This window comes from Vibrio sp. A37, from assembly GCF_059777565.1.
On the sequence record NZ_JBLNLI010000078.1, the window covers coordinates 1 to 519 of the forward strand.

Annotated in this window: 1 protein-coding gene; it reads right to left on the bottom strand. The window is 48.4% G+C overall.

From position 1 onward, the window contains the following. On the bottom strand, positions 1-519 hold a 519-nt coding region (locus tag ACM2FC_RS23605), incomplete at both ends, for an oligopeptide/dipeptide ABC transporter ATP-binding protein (RefSeq protein ID WP_498483471.1).

Here is a 519-nt window from a genome sequence, read left to right on the forward strand (position 1 = left end):
CTTTCATCACTGGCTTGGTCTTAGCACAGTCTTCTGTCGCTTGTGGGCAACGAGTACGGAACACACACCCTGAAGGCGGACTGATAGGAGAAGGTAAATCCCCTTCTAGCATTTCGATGTGCTTGTTACGCTCTAGCTTCGGATCGGGAATGGGCACGGCTGACATCAATGCTCGTGTGTAAGGGTGCTTGGGATCGGCAAACAAAGGCTCGGCTTCACCCAGCTCTACTGCATTGCCTAAATACATCACCAACACTCGGTCTGAGATGTGTTTTACGACTGATAAGTCGTGAGCAATGAAGACCAAACTCAAACCCAACTCTTTTTGTAACTCTTTGAGAAGATTCACCACCTGTGCTTGTATCGAGACATCCAATGCCGATACTGGCTCATCACAGATGATCATTTTCGGTCGGAGTATCAGCGCACGCGCAATTCCGATACGCTGACATTGCCCACCAGAGAACTCATGTGGGTAACGGTTAATCACATTCGGCAATAAACCTACTTTTGCCATCA